Origin of the sequence: Membranihabitans maritimus (assembly GCF_021729145.1) — a bacterium.
GTDB classification, from domain to species: domain Bacteria; phylum Bacteroidota; class Bacteroidia; order Chitinophagales; family Saprospiraceae; genus Membranihabitans; species Membranihabitans maritimus.
In genome coordinates this window covers 271,284-293,438 of record NZ_JAJSLW010000002.1, presented here as the reverse complement: position 1 = coordinate 293,438, position 22,155 = coordinate 271,284, and the positions used below count along the sequence as shown (strand labels likewise).

Genomic DNA, 22,155 nt, shown 5'->3' with positions numbered 1-22,155 from the left:
TTTTAAACTGAATTAATAGTTCTAATATAGACTGGGAAAAGGGTCCAATTTTTTCTCAGTCTTTTTCTTTTATCCGTATTGTATCGTTCTTTTCCTTAAACTCAAGTCTCATGGCCATCTGGATCGCCGTAGCACTCATTTCCCAATCCGTCAACGGTATAGTCGAGGTAATCTTACGATCCAACAAGGCGCTATCCACAAACATAAATTCCTTCCCATATATGTCTGCTACTTCCTTCATTACCTCTATCAGCGGTTCCTCCCGATAAATCAACAAGCCGTCTTTCCAGGTAATCTTCTCATTACCTTCTTCTAATTTATATTTGATAAGGTTTTCATCGCCGGCATTGTATTCCACTTCATCCCCCGGCTCCAACATCAAACTTTCTTCGGGTTTTTCATTGATCTTCAGGTTGATCTTTCCTTCTTCCAGAAACACCTTTGTTTTTTGGCGACGGTTATTGACATTAAATACAGTACCCAACACTTCAATGGTCACATCGTCGGTTACCACATCAAACGGCATACCATCGACTTTTGCTACATCGAAATACCCCTCCCCTTCCAGAAATACCTTCCGCACTTTACTGTCTTCCCAATGGCGGTTCCATATCAATTTTGAATTTCCATTTAAATGGACAACAGAAGCATCGGGTAACTCGACAACGATCCGCTCACCATTACCCGTTTCATACATAACCGTGGGACGATTATTCCATTGTAGCAACCACGCCATTCCAATCAGGATCAAGACAGCTGCTGCTGCCCGCCATACTAGCCTCCGGGTTCTTAATTTCTTATTGTGCTTTGTAGTTTGTGCCCGGTATGTATTAATTCGCTGGTCAATTCTTGCACGAATTTCAAGATCTGTCAACCCATTATTTTCGAAATGAGCCCGTAAATTCAATAATATCGATCGGGCTTTGTCAAAAGCGCTATCCCCGGACTCACTCGAATACTCCTCAACTATCCTCCTCCAACTTTCATCACTAGCACTATCAAGAAGAACATAATTTCTAAATTCACGGTCTTCCAGGAAATCGTATATATCGTAGCTATTATATTTTTCTATTTTATGATGATCCTTGTTCATTTAATTACATTCTTCTAAACTGATATTTTGGATTGTTTATTGAATAGAGTCCCTAATAACAGTTTTGTTAACCTCTTTATAGAAAAAATTTTAATTTTTATTTATCACCAAAATCAAAATAATTGAACCAACCCTCTAAAACAACTTACTTTCAAATAACTACATATTAATTATTTTATATATTTGCACTGCAAAATATTTAAAAATTAGTTTTGATTACAATTTCCTTTCGCCAAATCGCTAATTTTGACTAATAATTATCGGACTGTGAAATAATTTATCCCGGAATGAAACCAATAGAAGAAGACAACCTAATCTTTACACTCAGGGCCATGGCCAATGGGAAAGAAGTTGCCTTCCGAGACTTTTATTCCCAACATTACAATACTTTTATCCGGTTTGGCAAACTGGTAACTTCTGACCTCCAACTTATCGAAGACGCCATCCAAAATATTTTAATCTGGTTTATTGAAAATCCAAATAAAGTATCCCGACTCGATCGCCCTGATGTTTACCTGTTCCGGTCCCTGCGGAATAATCTGATTAAAGATCTCAATAAGTCCAATAAAGCAGATATAAATAACCTAAATCAAGTGGTGGAAGACCTCATCCAGTCCCAAAGTGCAGAAACCCAATGGATGGAAAAGGAAAGCGAACAAATTCGAAACCAACAACTTCAATCAGAAATTGCCAACTTACCGGATTACCTCCAGCAGACCCTTTACCTCCGGTATTTTTCCAACCTGTCCTACAATGACATCGCCAATATCCTGGATATAAAACCTAACGTAGCTCGGATTTATGTACACAGAGCCATCGAAAGATTGCGTTCGGTTCTGACAAAGATAGGGGTGATTATAGTGGTGGCTTCAAATTTCTTCTAAAATCTTCCATTTTCTAAACTTGCCAAAAATACCTACAGATCGCAGGTGGAGTTGAATAAATCTCACTAATCTTATGACGGGCTATTTACTGACAACCCATTCGGGTATTAGTGGCTTATTATTGATAAAAGATTTGGCCTGATACGAACTTAGAGCGGCTTCGAGAACCTTAGCTGACTTCTCCTCCGTCAATAAAAAACTGTCGAATAGTATAAAGGATGTTTAGCCTAAAACCATTGAGTGATAATTTCCTTTTTAGCCCTATAGAGTTCTATTGGGCATTCTAAACTTCTTTTCTGCTACAATGTCTATGGCACCCCATATAATGTTATCACCTTATTTTTACCCATTTATTGTTCCGATAGACTTAATCTCATAGAATGCTGAATATAATCACAATAGGTAAATATCGGTAAAATTGCAAATTACCGCGCCCTAGGTGCAGTGCATACAGACATACCAGGTGGTTTATTGTTTTAATAGATATCTACTACCGACAGTTTACCAGTCATGCAAGTTCAATCATTTTGGGTAAACGTTTATTATAGTTTACTGCTTATACAATACGGTCCCGTTTGTTTACAAATAAGACACCTCGCGTATTGAATCTCTACTACCAGTTTCATTTCCAATTCTTTGGTCCCTAATTGACCATTGTAAGATATTGCTATAATGAAAATGCGATCCTGTCGGTTACCTTTAAATTACTCCCTCAATTCCACAATCACATCAATTTCCACCGCCCGGTTAAAAGGCAGTGAAGATTGGCCTACCGCTACCCGGGCATGTTTGCCTGCCTCACCAAAAACCTCTGCCATCAAATCGGAAAATCCGTTCATTACTTTTGATTGGTCATAAAAGCTGGGGGCTGAATTAACCATCCCATTGACTTTGACAAATTGTTTGATACGGGAAAGATCCCCGCACGCCACTTTCAGTGTAGCCAGGATTTGAACCCCTGTCTCGCGGGCTGCTTTATATCCTTCATCTGCGGCAAGGTCTACTCCGAGCTTGCCTTCGGCGGAGGATACACTCCCCGAAAGGTAAAGCATATTCCCAACCTGGCGCCATTTGACATAATTTGCAAGGGGCTGACTAATCTCAGGTAAAGTGATCCCCATATCCTGGATTTTTTCTTCCGGGGTTTGGGCAAATGAAAACGTCAAATTGGCAACAAAAATGATCAATAGAAGTACGTATCGGTTCATATTATATTTTTACCCAAAAGTAGCCATTTTAAGCATGATTGAAGAAAGATTGAAACGAATCAAGAATGAGGAGGTATATTTGCATTTCCATAGGCAAATGTAATTTCTCCCCAACAACCCAGTGCATCAACTACAAGGCATGTATTATTATCAAAAGTCACAACTTATACCAACCTTTGGACAAAGGCCTCTTTATACGCTCGTCCAATGGGAATTTCATCACCATTTACAAGTTCGATACGATTGCCTGCAAATTTTTCAATTTTAGAGATTTGTACGACAAACGATCGATGCACCTGGATAAATTTTTCATCCGGAAGATTCTCCACCCAATAACGCAGGGATTCGGAACTAAGGATTTTGCGGACGGGGATATAAATTTCGGTGTAATCAGCATCCGTCCGGATATACAGGATATCACTTATGCTTACTTTTATATACTCATATCCCGATTTAACAAATAATTCGTTTTCCTGCTCCTCTCCTGAATCCGGATTCGTTCCCTGTACAGGGATATTCCGGGCGCGCGTAACCGCCTTAACGAATCGTTGAAACGAAAAAGGTTTTAGTAAATAATCCACTACGTCGAATTCGTAACTTTCCAACGCATAATCCGGGAAAGCCGTGGTAAGGATTATTTTGGGAGGGTGGACTAATGTTTTGAGAAAATCAATTCCGGATATTTTGGGTAAATGGATATCTAAAAAAATCAACTCTACCTTTTCTTTTTTTAGGTAATCCAATGCTGAAAGCGCTTCTGAAAAAATAGCTTGTAATTCCAGTGAACCATAATCCTCAATGAATTTTTTCAGTATCCGTTGGGCAGGTGGTTGATCCTCTATGATAATGCATTTCATGCTTCTTCACCAATTCGGTTAAGTGATAAAGATAAGAAAACTTTATAGCGATTTTTTTCGATCGAAATATCGAGATGGTGTTGATCGGGATATAACAATTGAAGCCGCTTCCTTACATTTTCCAGGCCAATTCCACTGGAAATACTACTTATATTCGACTCCCGTGCAAACGTATTTTCACATGTAAAATGCAATTCCCCATCGACAGTCACTTTTACTTTGACATAAATATCAATGTCTTTTGCCTGACTAGCCGTACTGTGTTTGAATGCATTCTCTACAAAAACAGACAATAGCAATGGCGCAATTTTATACCCGTATTGGATATCCGTTTCGAAAGTAACTTTTCCGCGATCTTCAATTTGCATTTCGCTTATATTGATAAAGTTTTCGAGTTGTTCAACCTCTTTGTCAAGAGCGACATACCGGGCTTTGCAATCATATAGCATATAACGCAAAACCGATGATAATTCCAGGATTATATCCGGAGTTTTGGAAGAGCCTTCAATGGCATGGGCATACAAATTATTAAGGTTGTTAAATAAGAAATGGGGGTTAATCTGGGATTTCAGAAACTGAAGCTCGTTTTCTGTTGCTGCATTTTGTAATTCCTCTAGCTCACGTTGTTTGACAAATGCATCCCAAATCGTTTTGAGCCCCACAAGAATGGTACTTACTGGCAGTATGCCTAAAAGGGTAAAGAAAATCCCCGGGAAATTAGTCCCTCGGGTATCGGGGAAAAAAATTTGTTCAAGAAATAGTTCCTCAATTAAGATCACACCTACAAGGGTCAATAAAAGAAAAAGAATAAACCGGGTGTATTTTTTTTGGTACAGGAATTTGGGCAGCAGAAAATAATTGATGATAAAAGCTAAAAGTGCATAATTGAGAAAAAAAGGTATTTCATAACTTTCAAACTGAGGATGTTGTCTGCTTACCGCATAGAAAATAAAAACCAGGCCATGCAAAATTACCTGGAAGATAATTTCCCGGGTACGCAGCGTTAGTTTTTTAAATACTTTTACCATCCCGTCAAAAATAAGAGAAAGTGTCAAGATTGTTATAAGGGAACTGCCCAACAGCAAATGTAGTAACGCTAACGACAAAGAATAACCACAGTACAGGTTGTCCAGCCGTCGTTTACCTTACTATTTATGTCGTTGGGGGATTGTATTTCTTTATAGCAAAATCTTATCTTTTCTTTGTAATAAGGTTTATTGTCAAAAAATTGTCAAAATGTTTACGAAAGGTATAAATTCAGTACTGGTAATTGCAATGGTCCTGGTGGCTCATTGGGGGATGGCTCAGTCAAATAGCCTGGAAATCACCGGGAAGGTAATAGAAGGTCAGGGAAATCAGCCGGTTCCTTTTGCCACGATAATGGTAGTCAATAACGACGACAAGAGTGTGGTAGCAGGCACATCAACAGCAGACGACGGTACCTTTTCGGTAGAATCCAATTCCGATAATGTGTACATTGAAATCAGTTTTATCGGTTATTCGAAACAACGAATCCGCAATATCAATCCCAAAGAAGGAAAAGTAAACCTGGGGACCATTACTTTGACCGAAGATAGCCAGACACTGGACCAGGTCGTAGTAAGAGCTGAAAAATCCCAAACCGAATTTAAGCTAGACAAGCGGGTATTCAATGTAGGACAAGACCTGAGTAGCACCGGTGCCAGTGCGTTAGAAGTGTTGAACAATGTACCTTCCGTAAATGTAAACATCGAAGGACAAATAAGCCTTCGGGGTAGTTCTGGCGTCCAAATCCTGATCAATGGGAAGCCTTCGGTTCTCGCCAGTGAAGGTGGAAATGCACTGGGAACCATTACAGCAGATATGCTGGAAAAGATAGAAGTAATTACCAATCCATCTGCCAAATATGAAGCAGAAGGTACATCAGGAATTATAAATATTGTCATCAAAAAAGAAGAGAAAAAGGGAATGAACGGCTCGGTTACTGTAAATACTGGGATACCCAATAATCACAGTGTGGGACTTAGTCTCAATCGACGGACGGAAAAATTCAACCTTTTTTCCCAGTTGGGAGTAGGCCACCGCACATTCCCCAGTGAAAATGAAAATATCAACCGCGATTTGTTATCAAATACAACTATCAATAGCAAAGGAGAAAGCGACAAGAACGAAACCTTTTATAACCTAATCCTGGGTACCGACTACCATATCAATGACTATAATGTTCTTACGCTTTCAGGGCACTTTGCCTATGAAATAGAATCTGAAAATGCCAATACCAATTTTGCAGAATCATTAAATGGTAATACGGTTAGCAGTCGGTGGAACCGCGAAGAAGAAACGGAGGCGACCAATCCAAAATGGCAATACGAACTCCAGTACAAAAAGGACTTTGAAAACCATGAAGACCACACCTTGCTCTTTAGCGCACTGGGAAATTTCTTCGGAAAAGACCAGTCTTCCAACTTTATTAATGCCTATCAGGAAGGCGGTTTTGAAGACGAATTACAAGAGACAGCTACCAATTTCAAAAATGCGGAATACACCTTTAAACTGGATTATACAAAACCTTTTTTGGAGAGTTTCACCCTTGAAACCGGAGCTCAATATGTGATTTCTGATGTAGCCAATGACTTCGGAGTAAAGAATTATATTGACGAAGAATGGGTACAGGACATGGATCTGACCAATTTATTTGACTACAATCAGAAGGTAATGGGCGTGTATGGTACCGGAGCCTATGAAAAAGACAAATGGGGACTCAAACTGGGATTGCGATTAGAAAATACGGACTTGTCAACATTACTGGAAACTACAAACGAATCCAATAATCAAAACTATACGAATCTATTTCCCAGTGTACATACATCCTACAAAATCACCGATGCCATTTCATTGCAAGCCGGGTATTCCAGTCGGATATTCCGTCCTCGATTATGGGATTTGAATCCATTTTTCAATATTCGAAACAACTACAGTATCCGCACGGGAAATCCAGATTTACAGCCTGAATTCACAGACTCTTACGAGTTGATGAGTATTTATATTTTCAACAAAGCTTCTCTCAATTTCGGAGTATACTATCGTTACACCACCGATGTAGTAGAACGAGTATCTAGCTTCGAAAACAATGTCAATGTATCCAAACCCATCAACGTGGGTACTAACCGCACTACAGGTATCGAATTTAATGGAAAATATACGCCCAGCGATTGGTTGACCTTTAATGGGGACTTCAATTTCAATTATTTCAAAAGAGAAGGGGAACTGGAGGAGCAAATATTTGATTTCCAGGGAGATCAATGGTCTTCTCAGGTAATGGCCAAGTTCAAACTGCCTGCGCAAATCGATTTTGAGGTAACAGGCAACTATGAGTCCGGGTATCAGACAGTGCAAAGTGAAATTTCGGATCAATTGTTTGCGGACCTGGGGCTTAGAAAGAAGTTCAACAAGGGAAAGGCCGTGGTTAATCTCAGTATACGGGATATATTTGCCAGCCGGGTATTCGAGAGCGAGACCAACCAACCCAATTTTTATTTGTACAACCGTCGGTTGCGCGGACGGTTTATTATCCTGGGCTTTAGCTATGGATTCGGAAAAGGGGAAGCTATGGAATTTGCCGGACAAAAACAATTTTAGTCTTTTTAGGATAAATATTTAGTGGAGTTTACGCTTCTAAATTTTTTCACTACCTATTGTACAATTCGGGGGAATGCTATTCTTCCGTTTTGTTTTTTCGTACGTATAGAATTAGTAAAAATTTCTAAGAGTTTGCAAAAGTTTAATAGAAAGTGCATCGGTACTGTCTTTATTCCTTATGAATTTTGAATAGTAATCAGTTCGCTGCCGGAATCGATTTAGGAATTTTTTCAATCCTGCAATCCACTTACGTTCAGTCTGGGACACTACCCGATTACTTGGATAATAATTTTGTGCTGGATATACGAATAGCATTATAAAGAAGATATGCACAATGCGTATATTCGGGTGTTATTCCCCATTTGAATAAACGAGTCTTTTGAAATAAATTCTGATTTAAATAGTGAGAACAGTTGTATATAATATAAAATGATGCACTTAAAAAAGTTAAATAAAATTTGCTCTAAGCTATGGCCAAAGATTTAACCTCATCAAACATACATAGAAAGAATATCCTGAATAACAAGTATGCCCTACAAGAGATTGAGAAGGAAGTCGCCTTTCCTGGCATTTTGCTTGATGGCAGTTTGCTCTACACCAAGCGACAAATCGCTCATTTCTATGACATAGATGAACGTACCATTGAACGTTACTTGGAGCAACACGAAGAAGAGTTTTCAAGCAATGGATATGAAGTGCTAGTAGGTAAGCGTTTAAGAGATTTTAAAGCTGCATATCAACAGTATATCAGTGAGTTAGGCGGAGTTAAAGACATCAATGTCCCGAACATAAAAGATGGTAGCGGCACAAGTGATTCGGATGTTACCGACATTGATGTCGCCAACATATCCAAGGCTCCCAAAGTGGGCGTGTTTAGCTTCCGTGCTTTTTTGAATATAGGAATGCTGCTAACCGAGAGCGATAGAGCAAAACACCTACGTGCACTCATTTTAGATATAGTGATTGATACAATCAATAGCAAAATCGGTGGCAGCACCAAATACATTAACCAACGTGAAGAAGAATTTCTTCCAAGTGCCATTAGAGAGTTTAATTACCGTCAAGCATTTACTGATGCCTTAGATGATTGTATAGTGGACAATAAATGGAAATACGCTCAATTTACTAATACTGTATACAAGTCCATTTTTCATGAAAATGCAAAGGAATACAAAAAGATACTCAACCTAAAATCTAAAGATTCAGCCCGTGATACCATGTATTCTGAAGTTTTGGATTTGATAGCCGCTTATGAAAATGGCTTTACAGAATTTCTTTGTAAAAAGAAAGAAGAAATAGGTCGCAAATTGACTATGCCTGAAGCACAACAGCTCTTTAAGCTATTTGAACAATTCCATAATGCAGCTTTTACTCCACTATTAGAGAAAGCTAGAACCTTAATGGCAAGTAGAGATATGGTTTTCCGTGATGCTTTGCATGAGAAGCTTAAGACTTATGTCACCCATCTTACTGCTGAAGAATTTGATAAGTTCTTGGGAGAAAAAAGCAAAGCACTTGAAGAACGTCTTAAAGAAAATATTGACGTATTCAAAAGGTTAAAAGATCGATAAGATGGCATTTAACTATCTCGACAAAAAACATGCCATCGAGACACATGACTTCATTATCAATGAATCGGGTGGTTCACATGGCGTAAATGACTTAGGGCTGTTAGAAAGTGTTTTGGAGCACATCAAAAATGATCTTTACTATCCTGAATTTGAAACAAAGGTCACACATTTGGTCTATTCCGTAAATAAAAACCATGCTTTCAGTGATGGTAATAAACGAAGCAGTATAGCATTAGGTGCTTACTTTCTTGAGCTTAATGGACTTGACTATTGCGTAGATCGTTTCATAATTGAAATGGAAAACATCTCTGTGCATGTTGCAGACAACCGAATAAACAAAGACCTTCTTTACGAGATTATATATTCAATAATCAATGAAGATGATTTTAGCGAAGAACTGCGTATAAAAATAATAGATGCAATTAATTAAACTCTATGGGACGCATAGCCAAACTGTAGGTGCAAAAGGGAATTTTACAATACACTACCCTTTCATGAAAACTCCTGCCCCCTCTGAACCTATAACTATCTGCCAAGATCAGATTATAGGACCAATTACAATACTTCATGTCAGGTGAAGTTGTTTACTAATTCAGGACCATATAAATTATTTCGAACCAAGTTGGTTTATGCAAAGTCCGGGAAAAGATTTTTAAATAGCTGACAAGCGAAAAATTATGTGAATTTTCCAGGCTAATGGTTTTGATTAGGCCCCGAATAAGTAATCATTGGGACTAATTGCAGCAGTAAGGAACTTGCAAGTATTTGATCATTTTTTTATTTTATAAAAATATGATCAATACGTATGACTTGAAAATCAGTCAACCCCAAAAATTCAATCAATTGTCAGTAAAAGACATGTTGTTCGTATATTACCATTGCCCTCAAGTAGAAAAACAATTAGAGCTTTTTACTCACCTCAATGAAATAGCCTTTACTTTATCAGGCAAAAAAACAATCCAACAGGGCGGTAAATCATGGGTTCTCACTGAAAACAAAAGCTTGTTCCTTAGGAGAGCAGCCTACAAGCAGGAGTTGGATGAAACATCGGGGTGGGAAGTATTGGCTTTTTATTTTAATGACGATTTTTTGCGAAAAGTTTTCGATGAATACAGATTGTATTTGCCACTAAACAACCTACCCAATCCTCCAAAGGAAATGTTTATAGAAATCACAGTTAATGAAACGGCCCGGGCATTTTTCTTCAGCATAATTCCGTATTTCGATAAAAAAAATCCTCCTCCCGAAAAGCTTCTGGAGCATAAATTCAAAGAATTAATTTTTACCATATTAGCTGATCCATCCAATGCAAGATTATTGGCCTATGTCAATAGCATTCAAAATCAATTCAAGACTCCTATTTGGGAAGTAATGGAAACCAATTATACTTTTAATTTAACCATTGATGAGTTTGCAAAAATTGCGCAACGCAGTCCCGCAACATTCAAAAGAGAATTTCGGGAATACTATCATACCACTCCGGGTAAATGGTTAACGAAAAGAAAATTAGAGCATGCCAAACTGGTGTTAGAAACCAGTGATAGACTCGTTAAGGAGGTTGCTATAGAAAGCGGTTTTGAAAATTTATCCCATTTCAGTAGGGTTTTTAAGAAAACCTATGGTGTAACACCTAGTGCTTACCGCCAAAACAACCATAAATAAAAAACTCTCGGAATTTGTAATTACTCTGCAAAGCAAAAACATTGAGCTTTTAAGCAAAGTCTTTAATGTCTCCTCCCCGTATTTTTGAGGGTAAATAATTGATAATTAAATACATTTCAAATATGGTACATTTTAATTTTAAAACCTCGAAAAGTAAGCCATTGACAATATGTTTTTTATTAGTCTTTTTGGCTTCGTGTAATTATTCCGACCAACATCAAAAAAAAGAAAAAATCATGAGTAGCAACAAAGAAATGGCCACATATGTAATTGAAAGAGAAGCGAAGGGCGTAGGAAATTCTACCCCCGCTGAATTAAAAGCCATTTCAAGGGAGTCTAATTCGGCAATCGAAGAAATGGGCCCAGGAATCCAGTGGATACACAGCTATGTTGTTGGTGACAAGACATATTGTGTGTACAAAGCAATGGATAAATCTATTATAAATGATCACGCCGAGAAAGTAGGCGCCCCGGCCCAGTCGATTAGCAAGGTTTCTGCGATTATTGGCCCGGATACTGAGAAGTAAATGAATAGACTTAATTTGAATAATGGGCATGAAATTGTATATCAATAGGTTTCTGGCACCCAAATTTTATAATATATATCAGGGTTTACGGATATTTCTGTTAAATTATAGTCATCCTTCATAGAAAGCTATCAAGGAAAATCCGAATTAATTGGATAAAACAGAATAAGACTATTACTAATTTTAAAGTAACGGTTACTAATGGCCAAGAATATTTACCTAACCGGAATCACAGGAATCGCAACGTTCTTACTTTTCTTTCTAGGTGGCAACTATTTCAAATTTATATACAACCTACTTCCTCTTGATTACGATTGGATCTTTTGGACTGGAATTTTAGTCTCATTGGTGTTCGGGCTGCTAACTATCAGAAATTGGTTTAATTCTCAATCTAAAAAGCAATTGTGGATACTACTCTTATTCCTGGGGAACGTCTTAACAAGTGGAATAATAATCTTAACCGGGATCTTCATCCTTATATTAGCCGTTTTCGGATTTCCACCTCAGAATTAATCAAACCATAAAATCAAAACAGACCTCAAAAATTGCTATCATTTTTGCCAAAACAATTTCCGCTAATTTTGTCCTGTAACATATAATATATGTGCAAGAAGTAGATTTATAATTAGTTGATTTCTTTCTCTTCCTTTTTACTTTTGGAGAAAGCATAAGCTTTTTGTAGTTTGAAATCACAACTTTTATTTTTTAGTTCAAACTCTGGTAATTTTTATATAATATCGCAACACTCCCAAACCGCAATGGTTAATCAGGTAAAATAAAATAGCGAATGAAGAAATTACTCAAGTGGTACAAAATAACTCCCTTACTGGCCATTATTGCCTATGCGATGGGCCTTTATCAAATAAATCTTTTGGGTCAGATTATTGTGATTGGATTGTTGGTAGGGTCCATTCTATCTGCAGTATTGCATTCGGAATTAATTGCCCATAAAGTCGGGGAACCCTTTGGCACCATAATTTTGGCTGTATCTGTAACGGTCATCGAAGTTGCTCTGATCGTATCTCTGATGCTGGCGGGCGGGGAAAAGTCGGCGTATTTGGCCCGGGATACTGTATTTGCAGCTGTAATGATCCTATTGACCTTGATTATCGGACTATGTATTACTATCGGTAGTATCAAACATTTTGAACAATTTTTTGGAAAAAAATCCGTCAATACAGCTTTAGTCAGCTTAATTACTATACTTGTATTATCGATGGTTTTGCCGAATTACGTAGGGAATCCCGGCGAAGGAAAATTCAGTAACCCCCAGTTGATATTTGTAGCCATTATCTGTTTTATTATCTATGGTACCTTTATATATGTACAAACCATTCGTCACCGGAATTATTTCGTGCCGGACCAGCCAGCTCAACAACACAGCCATGAACCCAATTTTCCAATCTATGTGAATATCGGATTCCTGGTAGCAAGTCTGGCGATTGTTGTTTTGTTAGCGAAAACCATTTCGCCATCTATTGAGAAAATAATAGTGGATGCCGGTTTACCTCAATCACTTCTTGGTATTATCATAGCTTCTGTCATATTATTACCGGAGGCCATAGCCGCCATCAAAGCCGCTAAAAACGACGATGTTCAGACAAGTCTAAACCTTGCACTGGGTTCATCTCTGGCAGCTATTGGTTTGACAATCCCTACAGTAGCATTTGTGAGTATCTTTTTTGGAATTGACATTGTGTTGGGATTGGATAGTATTACTATGCTATTGTTGGGATTATCTATTTTTACAGTAATGCTTTCGCTATCAAAAGGTAGAACTAATATTATTTACGGTGTAATACTTATAGCTTTGTTTATGACTTTTATTTTTACTATATTATTCCCTTAATAATTGTCTTAATTCTTTTTCAGTTTAGTAAGAGCAGCCATATTTCATGCTTTTGAACCCCAGGTTAAAAAATAATATTTTAATGCCCCGACCAAAAACAAAGACTGAATTACTCACATTGAGCCAAAAAAACTACGATAGATTTATTGAGCTGATAGATTAAATGAATAAACAAGAACAACTAACCGATTTTGCACCTGGTACAATGAATAGAAATATTCGGGATGTAATTGCTCATTTGCACCACTGGCACTTAATGATGCTAAATTGGTATACCATAGGTATGAAAGGGGAAAAGCCAGCCATGCCTGCAAAAGGTTATTCATGGAAAACTGTTCCTGCATTTAATCAATGGATTTGGGAAAAATATAATAAAATCACCCTGGATGATGCCTATGAAATGTTCCGGTGCTCTTATAAAAAAGTCATAAAGATTATAGAAAAGCATTCCAATGAAGAACTTTTTGAGAAGAAAAGATACCAATGGACAGGTTCCACCTCCCTTGGTTCATACCTTGTTTCGGCTACTTCCAGTCATTATGATTGGGCATATAAATTAATTAAAAATGGGAAAAAACAAAAGCTCTGATCAATAATGGAATTCTGTCTATTTTGAACAATTTAACTTAGTAGGACCAATTCAAATAAAATAAACGGGTAGTAGTAGTATTACGTGGAAATAATAAATGCCAACATACAAACAACAATCCCTTCAGAATGGAAACTTAGCCAGTTGGATTTAAACTGTCTTCGAATGATAATTAAAGGAATCTGGGTATTTGATTACCCCCTTAATGAAGAAAAAGTGAAATCATCGCTAGTTAAACTATTGGAATTTTATCCTCATGTTGCGGGTAGAATGAACGGGCCCAATGAAATCGTCCTTAATAATGGTGGAATCTATTTTTCAAACGAAGAATACCATATTTCAGTTTTATCTCTAATAAAACAACCCAGGAGCTTTGATTTATATAAAACTCCGATCAAGATAAAAAAATTGGTCAATGGCAAAGAACCCCTGATGTCCGTAAAAATAGTCAGGTTAAAAGATGGGTGCCTATTAATAATACACTGTGCTCATGTCTGCCTGGACGGGAATGGATTTTTCAGGTTTGTTAAAAACCTAGAACAACTTTATCAAAATAAACCAATTCAACCAATCGATCTCGATAGATCAAACCTCTTTTTTGACAAAATTCCTTCAAAAAACAAAGCCTATAAATTAATGCTCGAAAAGGGTTGGAAGCCAGTTTCCATCAATACACTTGTCCAATATACCTGGCAGAAATTCAGGAGAATAGAAAAAATCGTTTCTCCTCCCATCCATATTTCAGAAGACTACCTCTCCGCCATTCAAAAACAAATCGAGAAAAAAGGGATAAGTCATTTAAGCAAACACGCTTTGTTATCTTCCATATTAATTAAACTCAGTTATAAACTCAATAACTTCAAAACAACTACCAATTGTTCACTTGTTTCAGTGATTGATCTAAAAGGTAGGTTAAGTTCTTTTCCAACTTCGTATGCTGGAAACGCCACGAGCAATATAACAACCAGAGATTTTAACCCGGAGAATCCTTTGTCAGACCTTGCAGTAATAATTGATAATACTATCGCTAAATATCTATTGCAAAATACTGATTTACTTGAGGAACATGTATTGCTTAATATAGCTGCATCAAAATATAAGATACCTTTTACTCCTTTTGATTTACAAGCTATGAACGCTCAAAAACCCACTTGTTTATATGTTAACAATTTTTTGAAATTTAAATTGTATGATATTGATTTCGGGATGGGAACACCTGTATTAATTCTACCCAATGACTTACCGGATGCATTGAAAATCTGGCCATCTCAGCCTGACAAACCAGGGATAAATGTGTATTTGAGAGGCCAACTTGGAAAAACCTATAATAAGGTAAAGAATAAACAGATATGGTTGGAAAATTTTTTCAATCATACCGCTATGAATGTTTAAAAATTGGAGAATATTAGAATATCCCTTAATAATTCCAAAAACATCATTCAATTAAATACAAAATAAAATTAAAAACGTGTAGGGTAGTACTTAATATGAGGATTGAATAAATCAGATGAAAGATAAAAACAAAATCGTTGGATCCATTGGCCTCTGTTCAGTATTATTATTTGCTTTCGCCTTAATAACATTTGGTAATCTAAACCCGGGTTTTGACTTCATGAATGATTATATCAGTAAACTTGGTGCAAAAGGAGAACCCAACGCACTGTGTTTTAATATCATTGGTTTTATAACTGTTGGACTATTACTTTCAACATTTGGTCTATCCTATGGAAAGATATTAAAGGACAAAATACTGTCTATTTTGTTAGCATTATTTGGACTTGGCTTTGCATTTACAGCTATTCCCGCAAACCTGGAAATGTCAACAACTTCTGTCTCCAAAGCCCATACAGTTGCTATTTGCCTGGGATTGGCTTGTTGGTTATTCAGTCTCTCAAGGCTTGGTAGTAATCAAAAACTAAAATTTAGTATTCGAAATCGAGCAAATATAACGGCGGTATTGATCGTAATATCTATGATTGGATTTGTATTAGGTTTCTGGACCATACCTATTACTCATCGCCTGGTGTTCGGAATTGTTTTTGGATGGACAGCCATTTCCTCAGTAGGGTTATTAATAAATGAAAAGATACAAAAATGATACAATTCAGGCCCGCTTCAATCCATGATTTAGAACTACTTACCTATTGGGATACCAAGCAACATGTGATAGACTGTGACCCCGAAGGAGATTGGAATTGGGAAATTGAACTCAATCGCCATCCCGATTGGCGGGAATTACTTATTGCAGAAGAGGAAGGAGAACCAATAGGGTTTGTTCAAATAATAGACCCTCAAAAAGAGGAGACCCACTATTGGGGGAAAATAGACCCTGACAATAGAGCAATAGATATATGGATAGGAGAAACAAATAATCTAAATAAAGGGTATGGTACTCAAATAATGAATCTGATTATCAAACGATGTTTCAATGACCAAAAAGTAAATGCGATCCTAGTTGACCCTTTAAAAACCAATACCAAGGCGCACAGATTTTATGAAAGGCTGGGATTTACTTTTACAGAAGAAAGAGAATTTGAAGGAGATACCTGTTATATTTATGAACTGAAAAGATATGTAGGAGTTGAAAAGTAATAACTTGGAAAGCTCCTGGCATTCCATTTTTCTAATTATCACCAATAAAGCGCTTCGAATGGATCCAAAATCGCTTCGAGTAATAAAGAATATTTATGATCAAATAGGCTTTGTTATTTTCGATTTTTTCCCGGAATTGGAGGGTAAAGAGTATAATGCTTGCCAATTTACAGTGAATGGACGGAAGGTACTGTGTAGGAATGCCAAAATTACGCCTAAAAAAAAAGGCCAATTTGTTACATTTTGGAAGCGATTAGAAAAGGGCTCCATTGCACCCTTTTCAGATACCGACCCTATAGATTTTTACATTGTAAATGTTAGCAAAGAAAAGTTTTTTGGACAGTTTGTATTTCCTAAATCCGTATTGATCGAAAAAGGAATTATTACTACCGAAAGTAAGGAAGGAAAAAGGGCTTTCCGTGTTTATCCGAAGTGGGATTCCCCTACCAACAAACAATCGATACGGACACAAAAATGGCAACTGAAATATTTTTACGAAATTAGTAAAATCAATAATTTTGATAAAATAAGGGAATTATACAACGCTAGATAATTTCGAAAAAACTCTTCAAAACCATGACCAACACATTAAAAATCACTTTTTCAGTATTCTTTTTTAGTATTCAATGGGCCATGGGATCAGCTGTAAATACATCTAATACCGTCCTTTTTAAAATCACCTCAACTCATCACGATCAGGTCTCGTATTTATTTGGCACACACCATGCTTTTGGAAAATCCTTTTTCGATTCATTAACCCTGGCCAACCAATACCTTTCCACATGCAACATTTTGGTCAAAGAAAATCTGAATATTCCCGGCCAAATGGCAGAAGATATTATCAACCAAAGAGAAAATGCCATCAAATGGAAGAAGTATCTGAATAAAAAAGATTTATCATTTATAAAAGACCTTTTTGCCAACAGTCCAACCGATTTCAAAAAAATGACCCCTACAGAAATGTATGTTTTCCTTAACAGGCACTATAAAAAAAAGTATTGCCTAACCAAAGACACCAATGATAGTTATCTATCCCTGGATGATTATATCGGCAATAAAGCAAAAAAACAAAACTTGAAATTAGTCGGACTTGAAACAACTGAAGATCAAATAAAAATCATCAATAAAGATGTGGAGGGTATGCCCAGAAAAGTACACAAAAAAAGACTCTCCTCTATAATTAAACACATTAAATCCGGAAATAGCAATAATTGTGAAGAAACAGAATGGTATCGTCAGATGGATATAGACTATCAACTAGAAAAACCCTGTCAAAACACACTTATGCTGACCGACAGGAACCTAAAATGGATGGATTCTCTTCAGAAATACCTGGATTCTGATAATTGTTTTATTGCTGTTGGACTAAGTCACCTTATGTACGAATGCGGATTAATAAATCAATTAAAAAAACTTGGTTACACTATCACGCCTGTAATGGTCAAATAGAGTTCGCAGATACAATATAGTATGAAAGCCCGGGGAATTGAAAGACATCAAGTGACAAGTTTAGATAATAAATATATCTGGAAGAATCCTCATCCTTTTATTTTTAATACTTCCAGTATTATTCTTCCCGGGTTACTCACTTTCGTAATTATATTCATGTTAGCTCCATTTGATATATCAGACGCCTCTATTTATATCCGGGTTATTCATGCCTTCGCCAGCGCATTTATTGCTTCCGGATGTGTATGGCTCGTCGTTTCTGCTATAAAAATACTATTCCCCCGGTGGACCCGGAATGAAAATTGGACCATTGGAAAAGAAATGATCCTTTTTATTTCCGTTATATCTGCGATTGCATTCTTTCATTTTCTTCTTTACTTTTTCCAGTTTTCGGAAGAACCTCCTTTACTTCTTTTCCAAAAGGTTTACCTACGGACAATAGTAGTAAGTATCTTCCCGGTAATTGGATTGGTCCTTTTTGAACAATACAACCATAGGACAAAACAATTGAAAAGAGCTCTTATCCTCAATAAAGCGATCAGAAATTTACATGTCAAAAAAAGGGTTGCTTCAAATATTTCCGGACCTGACAAAGACAGGGTATGGTTTCTACATGAGAATGACAAACCCGCCTGCCAGATAAACATATTTGATATTCAGTTTATAAAGGCAGACGGGAATTATTTCAATATTTATTATTTAGATTCTGGCAAAAAACTAGCTAGCCAATTGGTAAGAAATAAACTTAGCTATGCAGAATCTTTATTAAATCGAGATTACTTTTGGCGAGTGCACCGCAGTTTTATCGTCAACCTCAACCAAATAGAAACGGCCTCCGGTAATGCACGTGATTTCACATTAATTATGAAAAACTCTGAACAATGTGTACCAGTTTCCCGGTCAAAAATTAATTCCCTATTGGAAACAATTAGTAGCCATTCCCATTCGCCACAATATCCTCCCATCCATACCAAATAGCCTTTGAAAATAGCTATTGCATTAGAAGAGTACGTTTTTTGCCTTTGAAAAAATTCGAAAATAATGCAAAGAAAAAGCCTGATTACTGTATTGATTGTTTTCAAGTTTTGCCTGCTATTTGGTCAGGTATACAGTGATAAAAAAACACAACATCGATTTGCCCAAACTTATATAGGTTTAAATACGCAATTGATCCCATCATCAGGGCGTATTATATTTAAAAATAAGAAGTATAATTTTCCCACAAATGCAATACCCAGATTGAATATAGGAGGCCTGCATTTTTGGGGAAAATGGGATTTTAATATGAACATTCCATTGAAAAGCCTTGCCGACAAAAGTATTTCCCAGGGGGCAAAAATTCACTTTTCCAGCGGAGCTGATCTTAGTGCAAGATATTATCCCTGGCCATTATTAGATAAAAAATTTCGTCCCTTTGTAGGGTTGTCTTTCAACACAATGCAATTGTCGTTAGAAAATATAAACATTGGAAAAAGGGTAGAAGGGTTCATTACTTCATCCCTGCTCACAGGATTTTCTTATTCTTATAAGGGGTGGCAAGTAAACACTGAATGGATGTTTTTACCTCAAAATGGCCGCAATTTCTACAGTAATTTAGAACAAAAACACCAATATAAATTGCCGGACTCCTATTTTTCTATAGGTATAGTCAAGCCTTTTGATTTCACTCTATCGGAAGAAAAACCCAAACTCTCAGGAAAGACAAAAGCCATAGAAGAATTACTAATTAAAAATGGAAAACTCAATAGTTTTTCAATCGGTATTGCGGCAAACGGATCCTATTTCTTTAAATCCCCACCCTTTTCGGATGAATTGAGGTCCCTGCCCCGACACAAAGGAAGTTTCAATATGGAATACAGCCTTGGGTACTTCCTACACAAACAAAGGATTCATTTGGGATTAACCTATCGCACCTACCGTTCTAATTCGGTAAGCTATAACCTGGAACATGTTATCCGTAGACGAGCTATTTCACTTGAAGGGTTCAAATTTATTTGGAATTACAATGGATTTGTACCATTTATTGGTATTAGTTTAAGTTCAGAAAAATGGGCAACCGGGCTTTTCCTCAACGACAAACAGCAAGGGAAAACATCAAGAAGCAATATGTTTTCACCGGGTCTGATATTTGGCTGGGACATATCACCTTCCTCAATTGACACATGGGTTTTGCGCACTAATCTACGATACTATCCATACCAGAAAATCAATGATGGAGTTTCGGATAAAATAAGAGTTGATCAATTTGAATTTAACTTTATCCAATTCGTTTTTTACCCTGACCGTTGGTGGCATGTTCGCAAAGCCAGGCGAAAAATTAAATAACCATAGACGGATTGAAGGTTACTGTAAAGAAAATAAGTTTTATTACTTTTAACAAACTAAAGCTACAGTAAAAGTGAATGCCCAAAAATCCATTGCAGTGTTGCCTTTTGTGAATCGGAGTGTTCATACAGAAAATGAATTCTTTTGTGATGGAATGACCGAAGAGATTATCAATTCTCTGGCCAAAATAAAACAGCTAAAAGTTACCTCCAAAACATCAAGCTTTTACTTCAAAGGGAAAAACACACCCTTAAGTGAAATTGCCCGCACATTAAATGTCAGTGCGATACTTGAAGGGAGTGTCCGATTACACGATAATCAAATCAGGGTATCTGCACAATTGATTAATGTAAAGGACGACACACATATCTGGTCTGAAACATGGGACAGATTCCTGGATAATGTATTTGAAATCCAGGACGAAATCAGCTTATTCATTGCAGATAAACTACGGGAACAATTTGGCCATTTTGATATTCAGGAGCATTTAAACACAGCGCCTACATACAATCTTGATGCGTACCAGGAGTGTCTCCTGGGTAGATCTTTATTCAACAAATGGAACCCGGAAGATGTCAATGCTGCCATTACGCATTTTGAAAAGGCTGTAATGCTTGACCCTAATCTCATTGAAGCTCACACAGGGCTGGCAGATGGATATAGTTTCCTTGCCGTTGCAGGATTTGCCCCAAGAGAAAAAGCCTGGAAAAAATCCATTGATCATTTGGAAAAAGCCAAATCTATTGATCACAACAATGCACCCCTTAATTACCTTCTTGCCAATCAGGCTTTTTTTACAGAGGCTAGCTTTGAAAAAGCGATGGAGTATATTCAAATTGCACTGGTTAATAAACCTAATTATTCGGAAGCCATACAATTTATAGCTTTTCTATTCATACTGAGGGGAGACAAAAAAGAAGCTCAAAAATATATATTATTTGCCAAGTCAATAGACCCATTAAATCAGGAAACAAAATTTTATGAAGCTTATTTTCATTACCGCTTTCGACAATATAATAGGGCAAAATCTTTATTGGAAGAATTATTAGAAGCAAATAACCGGAACCTTCCGGCAGTCATTACCATGGCCTACCTTCTGTTAAAAACTGCAGAGTTTGATCAAGCAGATAAAATACTAAATAATGTACCGGGAGAAATGATAATGCCAGATGAAAAACTGGGATTGCAATGTATTCATATGGCTCTTTCAGGCGAGAATGAGGCTCTCGGGCCCATGCTTAATGAACTTGAAAAAAATGCTTTAAACGACTCTTCTTTTCAAGCCCATGCCTATTTGTATAAAGTCTATTGTTGCCTTGATAAATACGATGAGGCCTTTAAAATACTGGAAAAACTATTTAATAATAAATCTTCCATCCTATTGCTTTCTTTTGGGGATCCTCTGGCAGAATCCATCCAAGTGGATACCAGGTATAAAAAGTATCATTCACGTATATACAGGTTACATAAACTCTCTTCCCAATCTAAATCCAAATCTTCTTCATTGGATAATAGCACTGCTAACACATATTTAACACGCTTGTATAGCTTTATGGAACAAGAAACCCCTTACTTAAATCCCACGCTGACATTAAGGGAATTGGCAGGTCAAATTGAAATACATCCCAATCAATTGTCTTGGCTTTTAAATGAAAAGATCGGGAAAAACTTCAATACTTTCATTAATAAGCTACGAATTGAACATTTTAAGGAGTTAATACTAAAACCAGAAAATAACCATATTTCATTATTAGGATTGGCATATGAAAGTGGTTTTAATTCTAAAACTGCCTTTAATACTGCCTTCAAAAGAGAAACAGGAATAACACCAAAAGAATATATGAATAATACCCGCCTCTAAAAAGGTTCGGAATTATAAATCCGAACGCCTTCCTATTTTATTGGAACTTTTAATCCGGATGATCATTCGA

19 protein-coding genes and 1 pseudogene are annotated in these 22,155 nt (G+C 36.8%); 16 read left to right on the top strand and 4 right to left on the bottom strand.

The annotated features are described in order from the left end of the window. Positions 1-55: 55 nt before the first annotated feature. Complete coding sequence (locus LVD47_RS03230; protein WP_236974102.1) at positions 56-1,093, bottom strand: FecR family protein; 1,038 nt, start codon at positions 1,091-1,093, stop codon at positions 56-58. Between the two features lie 287 nt (positions 1,094-1,380). Between LVD47_RS03230 and LVD47_RS03225 the strand changes: the two genes are divergently transcribed. After that, a complete protein-coding gene (locus tag LVD47_RS03225; protein WP_236974101.1) occupies positions 1,381-1,977 on the top strand; it encodes an RNA polymerase sigma factor in 597 nt (198 codons plus the stop codon). Between the two features lie 704 nt (positions 1,978-2,681). Here the strand turns inward: LVD47_RS03225 and LVD47_RS03220 are convergent. The 3 genes from LVD47_RS03220 to LVD47_RS03210 form a co-directional block, all read right to left on the bottom strand. Beyond that, positions 2,682-3,185, bottom strand: coding sequence for a RidA family protein (locus tag LVD47_RS03220; protein ID WP_236974100.1), 504 nt, complete (start codon positions 3,183-3,185; stop codon positions 2,682-2,684). Between the two features lie 164 nt (positions 3,186-3,349). After that, positions 3,350-4,042, bottom strand: coding sequence for a LytR/AlgR family response regulator transcription factor (locus LVD47_RS03215; protein ID WP_236974099.1), 693 nt, complete (start codon positions 4,040-4,042; stop codon positions 3,350-3,352). After that, on the bottom strand, positions 4,039-5,070 hold the full coding sequence (locus tag LVD47_RS03210) for a sensor histidine kinase (protein ID WP_236974098.1): 1,032 nt from the start codon (positions 5,068-5,070) through the stop codon (positions 4,039-4,041). The genes LVD47_RS03215 and LVD47_RS03210 overlap by 4 nt, the downstream gene beginning before the upstream one ends. 208 nt (positions 5,071-5,278) lie before the next feature. Here LVD47_RS03210 and LVD47_RS03205 point away from each other — a divergent pair, with 208 nt between their 5' ends. From LVD47_RS03205 to LVD47_RS23980, 15 genes and pseudogenes are all read left to right on the top strand, one after another. Beyond that, positions 5,279-7,660 (top strand): TonB-dependent receptor, encoded by a 2,382-nt coding sequence (locus LVD47_RS03205; protein WP_236974097.1) that lies wholly within the window; start codon positions 5,279-5,281, stop codon positions 7,658-7,660. A gap of 470 nt (positions 7,661-8,130) precedes the next feature. Further along, positions 8,131-9,231: a hypothetical protein gene (locus LVD47_RS03200; RefSeq protein ID WP_236974096.1), complete on the top strand. Its 1,101-nt coding sequence runs from the start codon at positions 8,131-8,133 to the stop codon at positions 9,229-9,231. Position 9,232: 1 nt separating this feature from the next. Further along, positions 9,233-9,661: a type II toxin-antitoxin system death-on-curing family toxin gene (locus tag LVD47_RS03195; RefSeq protein ID WP_236974095.1), complete on the top strand. Its 429-nt coding sequence runs from the start codon at positions 9,233-9,235 to the stop codon at positions 9,659-9,661. Between the two features lie 362 nt (positions 9,662-10,023). Next, positions 10,024-10,893, top strand: a complete 870-nt coding sequence (locus tag LVD47_RS03190) for a helix-turn-helix domain-containing protein (protein WP_236974094.1) — start codon at positions 10,024-10,026, stop codon at positions 10,891-10,893. A gap of 236 nt (positions 10,894-11,129) precedes the next feature. Beyond that, positions 11,130-11,420 carry a DUF4242 domain-containing protein gene (locus LVD47_RS03185; protein WP_236974093.1) on the top strand — a complete coding sequence of 97 codons (291 nt, stop codon included), beginning with the start codon at positions 11,130-11,132 and terminating at the stop codon, positions 11,418-11,420. Between the two features lie 787 nt (positions 11,421-12,207). Then, the gene (locus tag LVD47_RS03180) at positions 12,208-13,269 is read left to right on the top strand and encodes a calcium:cation antiporter (protein WP_236974092.1); all 1,062 of its coding nucleotides are present in this window, start codon (positions 12,208-12,210) and stop codon (positions 13,267-13,269) included. Positions 13,270-13,351: 82 nt separating this feature from the next. Continuing rightward, positions 13,352-13,858, top strand: a pseudogene (locus LVD47_RS03175) (ClbS/DfsB family four-helix bundle protein). A gap of 84 nt (positions 13,859-13,942) precedes the next feature. Then, entirely contained in the window at positions 13,943-15,250 is a 1,308-nt protein-coding gene (locus LVD47_RS03170) for an acyltransferase (RefSeq protein ID WP_369427735.1), read from the top strand. A gap of 115 nt (positions 15,251-15,365) precedes the next feature. Further along, entirely contained in the window at positions 15,366-15,956 is a 591-nt protein-coding gene (locus LVD47_RS03165; protein ID WP_236974089.1) for a DUF998 domain-containing protein, read from the top strand. Beyond that, positions 15,953-16,450 carry a GNAT family N-acetyltransferase gene (locus LVD47_RS03160; protein ID WP_236974088.1) on the top strand — a complete coding sequence of 166 codons (498 nt, stop codon included), beginning with the start codon at positions 15,953-15,955 and terminating at the stop codon, positions 16,448-16,450. The genes LVD47_RS03165 and LVD47_RS03160 overlap by 4 nt, the downstream gene beginning before the upstream one ends. A gap of 58 nt (positions 16,451-16,508) precedes the next feature. Beyond that, positions 16,509-17,003 carry a MepB family protein gene (locus LVD47_RS03155; RefSeq protein WP_236974087.1) on the top strand — a complete coding sequence of 165 codons (495 nt, stop codon included), beginning with the start codon at positions 16,509-16,511 and terminating at the stop codon, positions 17,001-17,003. A 23-nt stretch (positions 17,004-17,026) separates the two neighbouring features. Next, positions 17,027-17,899: a TraB/GumN family protein gene (locus tag LVD47_RS03150; RefSeq protein WP_236974086.1), complete on the top strand. Its 873-nt coding sequence runs from the start codon at positions 17,027-17,029 to the stop codon at positions 17,897-17,899. 51 nt (positions 17,900-17,950) lie between these two features. Continuing rightward, on the top strand, positions 17,951-18,877 hold the full coding sequence (locus tag LVD47_RS03145) for a LytR/AlgR family response regulator transcription factor (RefSeq protein WP_236974085.1): 927 nt from the start codon (positions 17,951-17,953) through the stop codon (positions 18,875-18,877). 63 nt (positions 18,878-18,940) lie between these two features. Further along, entirely contained in the window at positions 18,941-20,224 is a 1,284-nt protein-coding gene (locus LVD47_RS03140; RefSeq protein ID WP_236974084.1) for a hypothetical protein, read from the top strand. Between the two features lie 73 nt (positions 20,225-20,297). Then, entirely contained in the window at positions 20,298-22,085 is a 1,788-nt protein-coding gene (locus LVD47_RS23980; protein WP_236974083.1) for a helix-turn-helix domain-containing protein, read from the top strand. Positions 22,086-22,155: the final 70 nt, after the last annotated feature.